The organism is Butyricimonas faecihominis, from assembly GCF_033096445.1.
In the GTDB taxonomy this organism is placed as follows: domain Bacteria; phylum Bacteroidota; class Bacteroidia; order Bacteroidales; family Marinifilaceae; genus Butyricimonas; species Butyricimonas faecihominis.
This window is the reverse complement of the sequence record NZ_AP028155.1, coordinates 1,700,596-1,715,888: the sequence shown is the minus strand read 5'-3', so window position 1 is coordinate 1,715,888 and position 15,293 is coordinate 1,700,596. Positions and strand designations below refer to the sequence as shown.

8 protein-coding genes are annotated in these 15,293 nt (G+C 42.6%); 7 read left to right on the top strand and 1 reads right to left on the bottom strand.

Annotated features, from left to right (window positions below; translation table 11 throughout):
- Positions 1-110 precede the first annotated feature (110 nt).
- From R8806_RS07165 to R8806_RS07135, 7 genes are all read left to right on the top strand, one after another.
- Positions 111-1,889: an amino acid ABC transporter substrate-binding protein gene (locus tag R8806_RS07165; protein WP_124317211.1), complete on the top strand. Its 1,779-nt coding sequence runs from the start codon at positions 111-113 to the stop codon at positions 1,887-1,889.
- Positions 1,890-2,120: 231 nt separating this feature from the next.
- On the top strand, positions 2,121-4,304 hold the full coding sequence (locus tag R8806_RS07160) for a RelA/SpoT family protein (protein WP_151412197.1): 2,184 nt from the start codon (positions 2,121-2,123) through the stop codon (positions 4,302-4,304).
- Between the two features lie 63 nt (positions 4,305-4,367).
- Positions 4,368-4,931 carry an RNA polymerase sigma factor gene (locus tag R8806_RS07155; RefSeq protein WP_124317201.1) on the top strand — a complete coding sequence of 188 codons (564 nt, stop codon included), beginning with the start codon at positions 4,368-4,370 and terminating at the stop codon, positions 4,929-4,931.
- A gap of 73 nt (positions 4,932-5,004) precedes the next feature.
- Positions 5,005-6,171, top strand: a complete 1,167-nt coding sequence (locus R8806_RS07150; RefSeq protein WP_124317202.1) for a FecR family protein — start codon at positions 5,005-5,007, stop codon at positions 6,169-6,171.
- A gap of 62 nt (positions 6,172-6,233) precedes the next feature.
- Complete coding sequence (locus R8806_RS07145; protein ID WP_164719701.1) at positions 6,234-9,824, top strand: SusC/RagA family TonB-linked outer membrane protein; 3,591 nt, start codon at positions 6,234-6,236, stop codon at positions 9,822-9,824.
- A 12-nt stretch (positions 9,825-9,836) separates the two neighbouring features.
- Positions 9,837-11,270 carry a RagB/SusD family nutrient uptake outer membrane protein gene (locus R8806_RS07140; protein WP_124317204.1) on the top strand — a complete coding sequence of 478 codons (1,434 nt, stop codon included), beginning with the start codon at positions 9,837-9,839 and terminating at the stop codon, positions 11,268-11,270.
- Positions 11,271-11,356: 86 nt separating this feature from the next.
- Complete coding sequence (locus tag R8806_RS07135; protein WP_151412198.1) at positions 11,357-13,336, top strand: TlpA family protein disulfide reductase; 1,980 nt, start codon at positions 11,357-11,359, stop codon at positions 13,334-13,336.
- Between the two features lie 459 nt (positions 13,337-13,795).
- Here R8806_RS07135 and R8806_RS07130 read toward each other — a convergent pair whose 3' ends face one another.
- On the bottom strand, positions 13,796-15,208 hold the full coding sequence (locus tag R8806_RS07130) for an alpha/beta hydrolase family protein (protein WP_124318116.1): 1,413 nt from the start codon (positions 15,206-15,208) through the stop codon (positions 13,796-13,798).
- Positions 15,209-15,293 lie beyond the last annotated feature (85 nt).

Here is a 15,293-nt window from a genome sequence, read left to right as displayed (position 1 = left end):
ACACGGGCAGTGTTGGTATTGAAATACCTTAACTTTGCAAAAATAGCAGAGATTTTTCAATTATCACTACTATTTTACTATTTTTGCTTTGAAAATAAGAAGTGATAAAGATGGTAAGATTCATTTTAGTATTCCTGTTGCTGGGTTTGACGGGTTATGTCGGGGCGCAGGAAATCAAGATAGAGAAATCGACAGAGAAAATCGTGTATCAGGGAAAGTCCTATTATCTCCATACGGTGAAAGCCAAGGAAACGCTTTTTTCCATATGTAAGGCTTACGGTGCCTCCGTGGATGAAGTGAAGGCTTTGAATGATAAGAAAGATAATACTCTTTCGATCGGGGACGTGTTGAGAATACCTGTGATCGAACCTTTTAAATCTATTGATGATAAGTTTTATTATCACCGGATGAAACCGAAAGAGACGCTATATTCTCTTTCCCGGAAGTTTAATATCAAGATGAAACGAATTCTGAAAGATAATCCGGAGTACGACGTGAGCCGACCGATCGCGGAAGGCGCTGTCGTGAAATTGGCATTAAGGCAGATTGATCGGACCGTGTTGGAGGCTGAATTACGCTGGGAAAAACGTCAGGCGAAAGAGGTTCAACAAGCTCGGCGTGAAGAGATGGAAAAACACGAGGAAAGTCATCCGAATACTTTCCCGCCTGCCCGCGATTCATTGGAAGGAATGGTGCAGCAGGTTGTGGGTGATACCGTGTTTATTATTCCCGAAGTTGCTCATGAACAACGCCACGTGAAAGTTGCTCTTATGTTGCCTTTGTACGTGAAGGAAAACAAGTTGCCCTTATCTGAGGAGGAAATTCCGGTGGACACGCTGGGTGTGAATATACGGAACGAGCGTTGGCGTTTATCTTCTCGCACGGAACCTTTCCTGCAATTTTATCAGGGGGTATTGATGGCCGTGGATAGTTTGAAACGGCTGGGATACACGATCGATTTGCATATTTATGACACGGAACGTGATCCCAATACCGTGCAACGTTTAGTAGGGGAATTGAATTTGTTATCTCCGGATTTGATTATTGGTCCCGTGTATGCGAACACGTATAAGGCGGTTGCCGAACAGCTAGGAAACCGGACAATTCCGATGATTTTCCCACTTTCTTCACGGGGAGGAGATTTAGTCCGTTTCCCGAATTTCGTGCAGTTGAATACCTCTACGGTTTCTCTGGTAGAAGAGATGGCGGACTGGATTGTTGCGAACGATACGCAGGCTCATCTAATAAATATCATTCCGGATGGAGGGGGGCGTACCGGGGAAGAGAGTCGTTTGACTGATCTGGTACGGACTCGCTTACAGGCGAACGGGATGGAAGGTATGACGATTTGTCAATGGCGTCCTCAAATGCATTTGGATTCATTACGCAAGATCATGAGGCCGGGAGTGGAAAATATGATCTTGTTTCCAACTATAAATGAGGCGGCAGCCAGTCGGACGTTGCCCGTGTTGTCTGCACTGGCAGATCAATTCCGGATCACGGTAATTGGTTTCCCCGATTGGTTGAAATTTACTTCTATCGACGAGGAAGTGTTGTTTAAATTGAACGTGAAGATGATGGCGAATAGTTACGTGGATTATCAAGGTGATGTGGCTAAAGAGTTTTCCGCGAAACACCGGGATTATTTTTATTCGGAGCCAAATAATGTGGTGAACCGGGCGTTTGACATTGTTATGTGCTTTATCCCCTTGGTCGACATGGAACGTGGAAACACCTTGAACGTGTTGCGGGAAAAGGATATAAGCGGGGCATTTACCCGTTTCCGGTTCCATCCCGTGAGTGGATTGGGAGGCTTGGAGAATCGGGGATTATACTTGATTAACTATGGTCGGAATTTCGAAATTATCGTGAAACCGATAGTCAAATAATTCAGATTCTTTCACGGTGATAGCATAAAAAAACGACTGTAATGATACGGTTTTATCCTGTGTAGTTTGAAATAAATCAATTTTAGGGGTTTGCGGGTAACCTTTGGTTGGATATTGTCGTTGTCCTGCATAATTAGTTGTTATTACATCTTGAATAGAATGAAAATCGGGGAGTACGGCATTTTTTTTGATATGATTAATAGGAATTGAAATTTACTAAATTAACCTGTTATGGCAGAAACTACGACATACATTACTGTACAACAAAAATATAGATCTTTATTAAAGTCATGTAAGAACTTGATTTCAACCGAGGATATTCGTCTCGTGCGAAAAGCTTTCGACACGGCAATGAGCAGCGAGGCAAATTTACGAGCGGTTACCGAGAAAGATATTCATCGTTTGCTGGATACCGGATTAATTATCACTTCCGAGATCGGGTTAGGGAGGACTTCTATTATTTGTTTGATGTTGCACCGGGCAATAGAGTCCGGAACGTTGAAATTGGAACAGATAAAAACGGCATTTGGAGAAAAGGTGGCTCAGATATTAGCCGGTTTACGGGATATAAGCCATATCTACGCTACTCACCGGGTGGTGGATTCCGAAAATTTCCGGAAATTACTACTGAGTTTTGCTGAAGATGTACGGGTGCAGTTGATTTTTCTGGCGGAAAAATTGTATGATTTACGACACGCCGAGACTTTACTTCCGGAACAACAACGGGAGTTAGCCCGGGAAACCAGTTATATCTACATTCCTTTTGCCCATCGTTTAGGTTTGTATAATATCAAATCGGAGATGGAGGACCTCGCTTTGCGTTACGGGGAGCCTGAGGTGTACAAGGAGATTTCTTTAAAGCTGGAAGGAACACGGGAGGCCCGTGAAAAATATATCAACGAGTTTATTGCCCCTATCGTGGAAGAATTCAATAACCGGGGAATTAAATTCAAGGTGAAATGGCGTACCAAGACGATCGCTTCGATCTTGAACAAGATGCGGAAGAAACAGGTGGAGTTCGAGGAAATCTATGACATATTCGCGGTTCGTTTTATACTGGATAGCAGGGGGCCGGAAGAGAAGGCCGATTGCTGGAGGGCATATTCGATCGTTGCCGACAAGTACACGCCTAACCCGCAGCGATTGCGGGATTGGATTTCAGTGCCTAAATCCAATGGTTATGAATCATTGCAGACCACCGTTCTTGGACCTAATAACCGATGGGTGGAAGTGCAGATTCGTACGGAACGGATGGATGAGATTGCAGAAAAAGGATTTGCGGCTCACTGGAAGTACAAGGGGGGAACGGCGGATAAGGCTATAGAGGAGTGGCTGACTGAGTTACGCGAGATATTGGAGAGTTCGGAAGTCGGAGCCGTGGATATGCTGGACGATATTAAAATTAACCTGCAAGATAAGGAGGTACACGTGTTTACCCCGGCGGGTGATTTGAAGACTTTACCGGCGGGTGCGACGTTACTTGACTTTGCTTATGCTATCCACACGGCCGTGGGATCCCGTTGTGTAGGAGGAAAGGTAAACCAACGTAACGAGACCTTGCGCTATGTGTTGAAGAACGGGGATCAGGTATCCATCCTAACTTCGAATAATCAACAGCCGAATGCCGACTGGCTGAATATTGCCACGACTTCGAAAGCTCGTAACAAGATTCGTCAGTTTCTCACCGAAGATTCTCGGGCTCAGGCCACGCTGGGTAAGGAAATGTTGGCTCGACGGTTTAAGAATTGGAAGTTAGAGTTGACGGACGAGGTGATTCATCGTTTGCAACAACATTATAAATACAAGTTTGCTATTGATCTTTACCAGGCGATTGCCGAGGAAAAGTTGGATATGGCGGAGATCAAGGAGTTCATTACTCGCCCGAAAGAGGAGGAACGTACGGTTACTACCCCAAGAGAAGAGGTGCAGGTTACTCCGTCCCGCCCGATTAGTGAAGACGTGTTGTTGATCGACCGGAACGTGGATAACGTGGTGTACAAGTTCGCCCGTTGCTGTAACCCGGTATTCGGGGATGATATTCTGGGATTCGTTTCTATTGGTGAGGGGATCAAGATTCACCGAACCCAGTGTAAGAATGCTCTTGATTTGCAGCGTCGCTACCCGTACCGAATCGTGCAGGCGGCTTGGACGAATGCCGGGGCAACTTCTTACCAGACGGTGTTGAGTATCGTGGGACGTGAAGATGCAGGAATGGTGACCAAGATTACCGAGGTGATAGCGAAGGACCCGAAGATCACGTTACGGGGATTGTCCATTAATTCGAGTGAGGGATTATTTGACGGGCAAATCACCGTGTTGGTTAGTGATACGGAACATTTGTCACAACTGATTTCCCGGTTGAAACGTATACAGGGTGTCATGCGGGTATATCGTCATGATTCTGTGAAAGAGTAGTTTTATGTTGATTTTTCGTATATTTGTATAGTTCTAAATGATGGGTTAACACGTGATTGTAATATGTCGGAACAGGATGAGGTAAAATGGTTACAGGGATTAAGAGTTGGGGATGACCGGGCTTTTAAAGTCCTGTTTGAAAAGTATTATGCCTCACTCTGTGCATTTGCCACTAATTTCGTGAATGACCCGGACGTGGCGGAAGATATTGTACAGGAGATATTTTTCAAATTATACACGGATAAACCGACTTTTGATGTCGTGGTGGCCTTGAAATCTTATTTGTACCTGGTCACCAAGAATCAATGTCTGAATTATTTAAAACATGCTCGGATCGAGCAGGAGTATATGTCTTTCTTGAAGGAACGGGAAACAACGACATTCTTTTTTAACCAGATCGTGGAGCAGGAGTTACTGGCCTTGTTGTCAGAGGCTATTCAGGATTTACCGGAACAGACGGGACAAGTGTTCCAACTGGTGATGGAAGGTTTCGATAATGCGGAAATTGCGGAGAAACTGAATCTCTCCATAGATTCGGTAAAGTCACATAAAAAGCGTGGAAAACAATTGTTGAAGAGTCGGTTAGGAGATATAACGGTTATCCTTTTATTCCTGTCGAATTGTTAAATTTACAAGAAAGTGTCATTCAAGTGACACTTTTTTTATACTTGATTGTTTTTAAGTCGTAAAAGAAATCAAGATGAAAGAAGCATTTGAAATAGCACGAATTATTCAGAAGAGTTTGAAAGGGCAACTTTCAGAATCAGAGGAAAGACAATTATCTGATTGGCGAAAGGTTTCTGGAGAGAATGAACGTGCTTTTCAACGAATGATTTCAGAAGATTTTTACACGGTTGGGATGGAGAAGTTGGAAACGTATGATTACCGGGTGGCCTACGGGCGTTTCTTGCAAAGGAAATACCAACAACGTCGTAAAAGAAAATTTCTGATAAACGTGGTTCGGGTAGCTGCTGTTGCGTTACCGTTTATAATTGCACTTGTTCTTTATGTCGGGTTGAATCGAGATGAAGAACAAACGTTACGTCCTTCTTTGGCAACAAATATCCTTCCGGGGACGAGTAAAGCCGTGTTGACACTGGCGAACGGACAAATGATTCCTTTAGGCAAGGAGGCTGCGGATAGTACGATTATAACGGATGGGACACAAATTAATGCTTCGGGGTCTGGGGTAACATACGCTAGTGGTGGAGAAAGTGAATCGATCGTTTATAATAAATTGGAAATCCCTCGCGGGGGAGAGTTTTGTTTGACACTTTCAGATGGAACAAGGGTGTGGTTGAACTCGGAAACTTCTATCCAGTATCCGGTAGCCTTCGGGGCAAAGGAACGGCGGGTTTTCGTGCAAGGAGAGGCTTATTTTGAAGTTGCGAAGGATGCGAAGAAACCTTTTACTGTACAGTTTATGAGTTCGTCGGTAACGGTGTTGGGAACTTCCTTTAATATCCGGGCCTATCCGGAAGAGAAACAGTCGCAAGCTACTCTTGCAGAAGGTTCCGTGAGAATATACAGCCCCGGTAGTTCAATGCTGTTGAAACCGGGAGAACAGGCGGAAGTGAACGCTTTGTCGGGAGAGATGGTAAAGAGGGAGGTTGAAGTAAAGAGTTTTACGAGTTGGAAAGACGGGCGTTTCGTGTTTGAACAACAACCGTTGGAAGATATAATGAGAACATTGGAACGATGGTACGATATTCGAGTGATATTTAAGGATGAGGGGGCGAAACGAATTTCTCTGTCGGGAAATATGAAGCGATATGGTGATTTCTCCCAAGTAATGAAAATGTTACAGATGACGGGAGATGTGCGATTTGAATTACATGGAAATGATGTATATATAACTACAGAGTGAAACCCTCGATGGCCACGAGGGAAGGCAAGTGTGTAAAACAAACTAAATTAATTAATTACATTATGAAGAAGAACCGCAATAAGTCTCTTCCGGGAGGTTTATGGTTAATAAAGAACCGATTAATGATGAGAATGACGATCGTTTTATTATTGTTTTCGTCATTCACGGCTGTGGCTCAGAATGTCACTGTGAAGATGAAGAATAGTTCATTTATCCAAGTTGCTAAAGAAATTCAAAAGCAAACGGAGTTGACTTTTTTGTATAATGATGCAAAAGTAGGTAATATTACGGGATTGAATCCTGATTTCACGAATGCGGATGTAAAGGCCGTGCTGGAGTATTGTTTAAAAAATTCAGGACTTACTTTCTCGATCGTGGATAACACGGTGGTCGTTAGTCCAGTGAAATCAACTAACCAACAGCAAGAGAATAAACTTACGGTGGCAGGTAAGATCACGGATCAACAAGGTCTGCCTCTTCCGGGAGTGAATATTATTATCAAAGGAACCACGCTAGGATTCGTGTCAGACGTGGAAGGAAAGTTCACGGCGATTTGTTCACGGGGTGATTCTTTGCTTTTCTCAATGGTCGGTTTCGAGATGCAAACCGTGGCAATTACTAGCGATTCCCCTTTAAACATCAAAATGAAGGAGGCCACGGAGGCATTGGATGAGGTTGTCGTTGTTTCAACGGGTTACACTCGTCTGCCGAAAGAGCGTGCCACCGGTTCATTTAGCGTGGTAACAGCTAAGGAATTAGCAAAACGTCCCAGCCCGAATATCATGAATCGTTTGGAAGGTGTTGTTCCGGGGGTTTACGTGGATGTCAAGAATTCGGATATGACTTTTTTATATGGTTCTGATCGTTCCGATGGTTACGTGGATGAACAAACTAATATTTCCATGAATATTCGAGGGAAAAGTTCTCTTTTGAACACAACAAGACCACTACTTGTTGTAGATGGCTTCCCAACGGATATGGAAATGAAGAATATAAATCCCAACGACGTTGAATCAATTACTTTCTTGAAAGATGCCGCAGCTGCCTCTATTTGGGGCGTACGTGCAGCGAATGGCGTGATTGTTATTGAGACAAAGAAAGGGAAAAAAGGTAAAGGAGGAACAACCGTAAATTTCGGAATGAATGTAGCGACTTCCGGTTCTCCTCGCTTTAATACATTACCAATTATGAATTCTGCGGAAATGATTGATTACGAGAAGGAAATGGTGGAGAAGGGGTATATCACGAGACCCGTGAATTCAGCGTATTCGGCAGGAGCTCCGATTTCACAAGCAGCCAAATTGATTTTGGACGCGAAGGAAGGGATTATTAATCAAGCTGATGCGGATGCCGTATTGAATGAACTGGCCAGTCGGGAGGCCTATCGTGACGTGAAAAAGTATTTATTACAACCCTCTTTTTCACAGCAGTACAATTTATCTTTTAGTGGAGCATCTGACCAGATGTCTTACTTCCTTTCTGCATCTTATGCAAACGAGAGATCTAACATGAAAGGGGAAGAAGGTGATCGTTTCACGTTGACTTCCAATATGAATTTTAAAATATTGAATTGGGCTACCTTGACCACAGGATTGAGGGCCTCATTCTTTAATATTAAAAATAATGCTTTAGGACTTTCCATGATGCAGGCATCCGGAGGTCTAATATTATTACCATATAACCAATTTGTAGATGAGAATGGTAATCGAGTAGATTACTATAAGACGTACAATGAAGACTTTGTAACGGAAAAAGAAGCATTGGGATATAAAAATTGGAAGTATAATTATTTGGATGAACTGGATAACAAAGATGAGACCCGTAAAGAGCAGACTTTCGCGATGACTGTGGGATTGAATATTCCAATTCCGGGAGTAAAAGGGTTGTCATTAGACGGGCAATTCATGTTTGAAAGGAAGAATACCAAGAATCGTACTTTTGCTAACGAGAATACGTTCGAGGCCAGAGATCTTTATAACTTAGCCACGACTTATGATGCAAACACGGGTACGTTAACGAATAATCTTCCATGGGGAGGTATCTTGAATGTGAACAATGGTAATTCCCAGAATTACAGTATTCGTGGGCAGATTAATTATGATGGAATTATTGATGAAATCCATCAGATTACGGCATTAGCAGGTATGGAGATTCGTGAAACAAGAGATTGGGCGAATGGGGCTAGGTATTATGGTTATAACGAGAAGACATTAATTGCCGGTAGCCAGTTGCCGAATCCTTATATAAATATTTGGGGATATAATAGTTACTTGACAGATGCTAGTCCGGAAACTGATTATCAACGGCGATTCCTGTCTTATTATGGAAACCTGTCCTATACCTTGATGAATAAATACGTGTTGTCGGGAAGTGTGCGTTATGATGATTACAATAATTTCGGTGTCGATCGAAAATACCGGGCAACTCCGATGTGGTCAACCGGATTTTCATGGCATATTGGTCGAGAGGATTTTATCACGAATAATGTCGGATGGTTGAATCAATTGACATTTAGAATGACTTATGGGTATAACGGGAATATAGATCAAAGTCAGTATCCTTTCACGAACATATCGTTATCCACGAGTAATGATGGATTTACCCAATTGCCTTCATCCAGTATCACTTCTGCAGCGAACCCATCTATTCGCTGGGAAAAAACAGGCGTGTTGAATTTCGGGTTGGATTTTGCAGTATTGAATCACCGTCTTTCCGGTTCTATCGAGATATATCGCAAGTATTCGAGAGATTTGTTCGCAGAGTACACGATAAACCCGATATTTGGAGCGAACGCTTCCAAGCTGTTCACACTTACTCGGAATGCGGCTAAAGTGGATGGAAAAGGTGTGGATATAGCTTTGAACGGAACGATTGTGCAGAAAAGCGATTTTAATTATAGGGCTAGCTTAACCTTCTCTTATAACACGAATGAAGTAAAATCTTCTCCTTATGAATTGTATTCCAGTTTTGCAGCTAATGGTGCGGGAAGTGGCCGTATGTTAGAGGGATATAATATGAATAACTTCTGGGCTACTCGCTGGGCCGGTTTGGATGAAAAAGGAGATGCTTTGGTGTATAATGCAGATGGAGAAATCATAAAATCTACGGAAAATATTACGAATGATGATTTGGTGTATATGGGAACATTGACACCGAAGTACTTTGGTGGATTTTTTAATACGTTCACTTATAAAGGATTGTCTCTTTACGTGGGGATCACCTATAAGTTAGGGTATATTTTCCAGAAACCGACGATTTCACAACAGCCTGCAAGTAGATACGGTGGAGCTAATTATGAAATTAATGAAGATATGGCAAAACGTTGGAGAGAGGCAGGTGATGAGGCTAAAACCGATGTACCCCGTTTGGGAACGGATAACAATAGTTTTCAACGGTATAGAGGTGCTGATATTCATGTCCAAAAAGGAGATCATATCCGTTTGAAAGAAATATCATTGACTTATGAACTCCCGTCTAAATGGATAAATAAAATCATGCTTGGTAGTGCTAATATCGGGTTTACTGCAACAAACTTGGGTTTGATCTGGAAAAAGAATAATGTCGGTATAGATCCTGATTTTATTCCGAACACTAGAGATTTGCGGATGGCGCCGACACCCTCTTATAACTTCTCGTTAAATCTTAATTTCTAAAACGTGATAGATATGAACAAGAAAATATTTAGTATAATTATAGGACTTTCCTGTTGTTTCTCCGCTTGTTCCGATTGGGTGGATGTCAAGACTAAAGGATCATTGGTTCCGGAGGAGACGGAAAATTACCGTTACCTGATGAATAACACGGAAAATTTCCGTTGGACGCTTTCTTACCATGATGTGGCATCGGATGATATTGATATTTCTGATCCGGCTCAACAAGAGGCGATCTATGAAACGAATAAATTTATCCCGGTATATACTTGGGCTGACGAAATTTATAGCCAGTCTGAAAATGATGATGAGATGAATAAAGTGTACCAGGTTATCTATAATTGTAACGTGGTGATTGATGAGGTGATGGATAGTAAGAACGGGACAAACGAGGAAAAATTGGAAATTCGGGCTGAGGCACTTGTACATAGAGCCGAGGCGTATTTGACGTTAGTGAACGTGTATGGTGTTCCGTATAATGCTGCAACGGCATCCACGGATCAAGGAGTCCCCTTGTTAACTACCCCTCGTGTAGAAGGATCTCTGCCACGTGCATCTGTCGAAAAAGTGTACGAGCAGATTTTTAAAGATTTGGATGATGCTTTCGAATATTTGCCCGATGTGGCAGAATTTAATTTCTATCCGGGTAAATGTGCTATTTATGCGTTGCGAGCAAGAGCCTACCTGTTGATGGGTAATTACACGGAGGCGAAAAAGAACGCTCAAGAGGCGCTTAAATTGAAGAATACGTTGGAAAACCTGAATGACTATGTTGATCTGGCGAGTACAGAGGAAAGTGAGAGAAGGAAAAATTACGTGGAAACATTGAAAGATAAGGAAGTTATTTTTGCTAAAATGCCCGTAACTACATTCTCCATGGAGTCATATTCCACGGCTGGCCTTGTGTTAAGTGATAATCTATTGAATACTTTTGATCAGGAAAAAGATTTGCGTTATTTTTATTTTACTCGTTCCATGATAGATGATTTAGGAATGACTTATTCCGGTCGGGTGTATTTTAAGGACAATTATTATCCTTATGACTGGAAAAAGAACGAGGGACGTAACATGGGACCTTGTGTTCCAGAAATGATGCTAATTGAGGCAGAATGTTGGGCTCGCGAGGGAAACACGACGGAATCCATGAATATCGTGAATAAATTGAGAGAGTATCGTTACGTTGCAGGCGAGGACTATTCGTTGAGTGCAGCGACAGCTAAAGAGGCTTTAGGAAATGTATTACAGGAGCGTCGTAGAGAATTAACGTGTCATGGTTTACGTTGGATGGATCAACGTCGTTTGGCAAATGATCCGGATTTTCCGACACAGACGGTAACTCGGGTATTCAAGGGAACGACTTATACATTAGAACCCGGAGCCGTGCGATATACTTTCCCGATGGGAGAAAAATATTTGGAAGAAAATCCGGAGATCGGACAAATAAAATAAAAGAGTTCGTAAGGTTCATAAAGTTATAAGGTACTTTATAAACTTTGTGAACCTTACAAGCTTTATAAATTAATAAATCGTATTGTATGAAAAAAATCACGTTGTTAGGAAGTATCATTGTACTTCTGTTATTTTCTTGTGTGGCTAATGCGCAGGATCGCAGACCTTTTCACATCATTCCATTGGTGCCGGTTGTCGGTCAGGATGTGAAGTTCACGTATGACAATTCGTTGACGACTCTGGCTGACGAAGAAACGGTCTACGGAACGGTTTATTACTGGGAGAATTTGCGTTGGAGGGCAGAGGATTTGAAATTGGTGAAGAATGATACGGCATGGGAAGCAACCTGTCGAGTGCCTGAAAATTGTGCGTTGGTATCATGTAAATTTTATGCGGGGGACAAAAAGGATACAGGGGGACGTTCTACTTACACGACAATGACCTTTAACAAGAACAGGCAGAATTTACCGACGGCTTACATGGCGTGGGGAATGTTGCGGAACAAGACGTTGGAGTCTTTACCGGGGTATTGTGAAGAGGATGCGTATATTGATGATGAAGTTATGCGTTTTTGGCTGAACCAACAGCTTTTGAAAGATCCCGGAGCTAGGAAATATGTGTTCTACTATGCGGCAAAATTGTTGAATAAAATGATACCGGGAGAGAAACACGAACAGATGTTGGGTGACGTGGATTTTATACTGAACTTACCGGATGCGGATGAAGAGACGTTGTTGAAGGCACTTGAAGTCGCTAAGAATATCGTGAAAGACAGTACGAAAGCGGCGGCAGTGGAAGCTCGGATTTTGAAAGATTACCCGAATGGGATTTTGGCTAGGGATCAAGAGATCTGGCGAATCTTCAGAATTATGGATGCTGATGCGAAAGCTCCTGAATTAGATGCTTTTCTGAAACGTTTCCCGACGGAAAAGTTTCAAGATATAGAAACGGAAACGTCATCAATGTATCTGGGTAAGATCTTTCAAGCGGTAGTTTATCAACCAATTATCAAGAAGAATGATTATAGTTTGTTGTATAAATATATTCACGATGTTCCTCATCTTTATTTACTGACTTTCTACTGGCACATGGTACAAGTACCGTTAAACACGAATCAGAGAACACCGGAACAGGTGTTACCTTTTGCCAAAGCTATTTATAACGAGGTGATGACTCGTCCTCAAGTAGGTGCAGATCGAGTATATTCTGAACGGGAGTGGAAAGATTATCTGATCACGAGGGGGAAAGATATGATTCTGAAACATGCGTTCGTGTTGGATGCTACCGGTTCTTCTGCCGAGGCACTGGAGTTGATGGAAGAAATTAAAGGGAAATATAATTTTAAATCGGCAGAATATAACAATCAATATGTTCATTTATTGGAGAAGAATGGCTATCAATCGATGGTAATTCCCACGATCGTGGCTAGTGTACGGGAAGATGCGGTTACTCCCGAAATGTTGGAAATCTTGCGGAAAGATTACGTGAAACAACATAAAAACGATAAAGATTTTGAGGCTTATGTCAGTTCGTTGAAATCACAAGAGAAACAACAAGAATTGCAAAAACATTTGCAGGAGACGATGATTAACAAGGATATTGAGCTTTTTGCCATGGAAGATCTGGATGGTAAAAAGGTTGATCTTTCAAAGATGAAGGGGAAAATTATCGTGTTGGATTTCTGGGCTACTTGGTGCTCTCCTTGTAAAGCCTCTTTGCCGGGAATGCAGATGGCTGTAAATAAATACAAGAATGATCCGAACGTGGTGTTTTTCTTTATTTCCACGATGGAGACGGCGGCTGATTTTAAAGAACAGATTCGGAAATTCATGAAGGAGCATAACTACACGTTGAAGGTACTTTGTGATAACGTGAACCCGAAAACGAAAAAGCAATCGGCTGTTTATGATACTTATTCAAAGGCATTTAAGTTCTCTGGTATCCCTCATAAAATGATTATTGACGGGAACGGAAAATTGCGTTGGAGCATTAACGGTTATATGGGAAGTCCTTCGGCTTTGGCAGAGGAAATGAACCTTATGATAGAGATGTTGAAAGCGGAATAATCGGCAAGATTCATTCGATGGGTTAGGATTTAGAACAGGGTGAATGAATCCCTGTCTAAATCCTAATTTTATGTCCTTAATCTAACCGTTTTCAAACTCTGATAATACCCTGTTAATGGCTTACAGACGAGATATAGCCGAGTTAAAGCTGAGATAAAGCCGAGTTCATGTCCTCTTTGTTTTTGGGAGGTATGTTTTTTGTTTCTTTTGTTTTTACTGATATTCAGATCTTCTGGGGATTTAAACCCTTGTAATTGAAAAGGAGCTGTCCAAAAAGTCATTTTATTTCAAAAAACTCCTCCGTCACGTGCCTTCTCCTCTATAAACAGAGAATAAGCTGTCGACTGTAAGTATTTCAGCTCTCCCTCTGTTTATAGAGGGAGTACGGCGAAGCCGGGAGGGAGTTTGAAAAATGACTTTTTGGACAGCCCATTTTATTCTGTCTATGGTCTGATTATTTTATTTTCGGTCTTTTTGTACATTTTCTTGTAACCAATCCCCCATGATTTGCAGGGCTTCTTCTGAAAACACGTCTTCCAGATCGGGAATTTCTTCCCGGGTACACTCTTTACAGCGCTGGAACATGTGGTTCAGGCCGGGGAGTTCCACGATCTTGTATTGTGTGTTTCCGCCTTTATCCAGTAATTGCTTGATGGATTCCAAGTTTTCTTTGGCGGGAACCATGATGTCTTTGTCCCCGTTTAATGCCAGCACGGGTTTACGGATGCGGGGGATATAATTTTCCGGATCATAATTGATCATCTCCCTGTACCAACGTCCTTGTGCCTGATGCAGGTAACGACTGAAAAACATTTCGTCTCTCCCGTCATTAAAATTGACAGCTTTCAGTGTGGCCTCATCTTGTTGGGCTACCCATTGGTCGAAGGCTTGTCGTAAGGGTATGTCTAAGGGTTGTTCCAAGGGGACGGAGTGTACTTTGTCGAATAGCGTGTTGAAAAGGCTCATAAACTGATCCACCCGTTCCGGGGTCATTCCGGGGGTCGTACGCAAGATTGCGTCATTTTGTAATTTCAATATTTGTAAGCCATCAACACCCACACCTGCCAGAGAAATAACAAATGACACGTCCGGGGAGTCAGCTCCCAGCATGAGTGCCACTTGTCCGCCTTCGCTATGTCCGATGACTCCGATGTGCTTGGTGTCAGTTTCCGGGCGTTGTTTCAAGTAATTGATTCCGGCTTGGGCATCCCGTGCAAAATCGCTCGTCGTGGCCTCCTCGTATATCCCGTTGGTTTTTCCGGTTCCCCGGTCATCGGCTCGTAGTACGATAAAGCCTTGTCGGGTGAGGTAGTCCGCTATTTTGAAAAAGGGCTTGTGACCGGAAAAGGTTCCGTCCCGGTCTTGTTTCCCGGTTCCGGATATAATAATGGCAGCCGGAAAAGGGCCTTTACCTTGTGGGATCGTTAGCGTGCCTGCAACTTGTATCGAATCACATGACACGTAGGTGACTTCTTCGGAACGATAAGGATAAGGTGGGCGTGGGTTTTGTGCAAAATAGACCGGTTGGAGGCTATCGACTTTACCGAGAGCGAATTCCCGAGTCTTCCCGTAGGTGGTTACTTCGGCTTGAATGGAGTCTTTGCCGGAATGGAAGGAACCTTCAAAGCGGATGTTCTCCCGGTTGAAGATGGCAAGGATACTTTCGTCTGAAAGTACGAGCGTGTCGGCTTTTGCTTTGTCAATCCATTGTTCAGGAAGTGACAGGAAGGCTTGAGATGTTCCTTCTGGTGTGGTCTCTAACTCGATGAAAACTCGTTTACTACCGGATTGTCCTTGCCAAGCATGAGGCGAAGAGGTGCATCCGATTAGCGTGACGGAAGATAACAGTGCGATTGTTTTAAGGTGTAACATACAGTTTTAATTTTAGTTTTCCCTCAAAACATCCAACCGCCTGAAAAGTGTCACTTATTTTCGAATTTCTTACTGGATCTTCATT

Bases quoted from the DNA above. Each gene is read 5' to 3' on its own strand.
- R8806_RS07165 (WP_124317211.1), top strand. From the start codon at position 111: ATGGTAAGATTCATTTTAGTATTCCTGTTGCTGGGTTTGACGGGTTAT.
- R8806_RS07160 (WP_151412197.1), top strand. From the start codon at position 2,121: ATGGCAGAAACTACGACATACATTACTGTACAACAAAAATATAGATCT.
- R8806_RS07155 (WP_124317201.1), top strand. From the start codon at position 4,368: ATGTCGGAACAGGATGAGGTAAAATGGTTACAGGGATTAAGAGTTGGG.
- R8806_RS07150 (WP_124317202.1), top strand. From the start codon at position 5,005: ATGAAAGAAGCATTTGAAATAGCACGAATTATTCAGAAGAGTTTGAAA.
- R8806_RS07145 (WP_164719701.1), top strand. From the start codon at position 6,234: ATGAAGAAGAACCGCAATAAGTCTCTTCCGGGAGGTTTATGGTTAATA.
- R8806_RS07140 (WP_124317204.1), top strand. From the start codon at position 9,837: ATGAACAAGAAAATATTTAGTATAATTATAGGACTTTCCTGTTGTTTC.
- R8806_RS07135 (WP_151412198.1), top strand. From the start codon at position 11,357: ATGAAAAAAATCACGTTGTTAGGAAGTATCATTGTACTTCTGTTATTT.
- R8806_RS07130 (WP_124318116.1), bottom strand. From the start codon at position 15,208: ATGTTACACCTTAAAACAATCGCACTGTTATCTTCCGTCACGCTAATC.